The following is a 244-nucleotide window of genomic DNA, read 5'->3' as shown; positions in this document are numbered from 1 at the left end:
CGGCAAACTGTATATGGCTTGGCGGATTGTGATAAACTAATGGCTATGGAGGGGGTATAAAATGGACCTCAAGCAATTATCAAGCAAGCTATACGAAGAATGTGATATGTGTCTTGCACGCTTTAAGAAAATGCGTGAGCTGGACGCGGATCCTGATTTTTTCCAAGATGTAAAACCGTATGCCGATGAATGGCATGCTGCCATAGAAGAGTGGAAAGATGCTTCACTGATGTTTATTCGCAAC

Annotated in this window: 1 protein-coding gene; it reads left to right on the top strand. The window is 43.0% G+C overall.

The window, feature by feature from the left end; genetic code table 11:
• Positions 1 to 61: 61 nt before the first annotated feature.
• On the top strand, positions 62 to 244 hold a 183-nt coding region (locus SB775_RS32885; protein ID WP_410865486.1), incomplete at its 3' end, for a DUF1798 family protein.

The sequence above is a fragment of the Peribacillus sp. SIMBA_075 genome (assembly GCF_046534585.1).
Note: the sequence above shows the minus strand (reverse complement) of the source record. Positions and strands in the feature narration are given on the sequence as shown.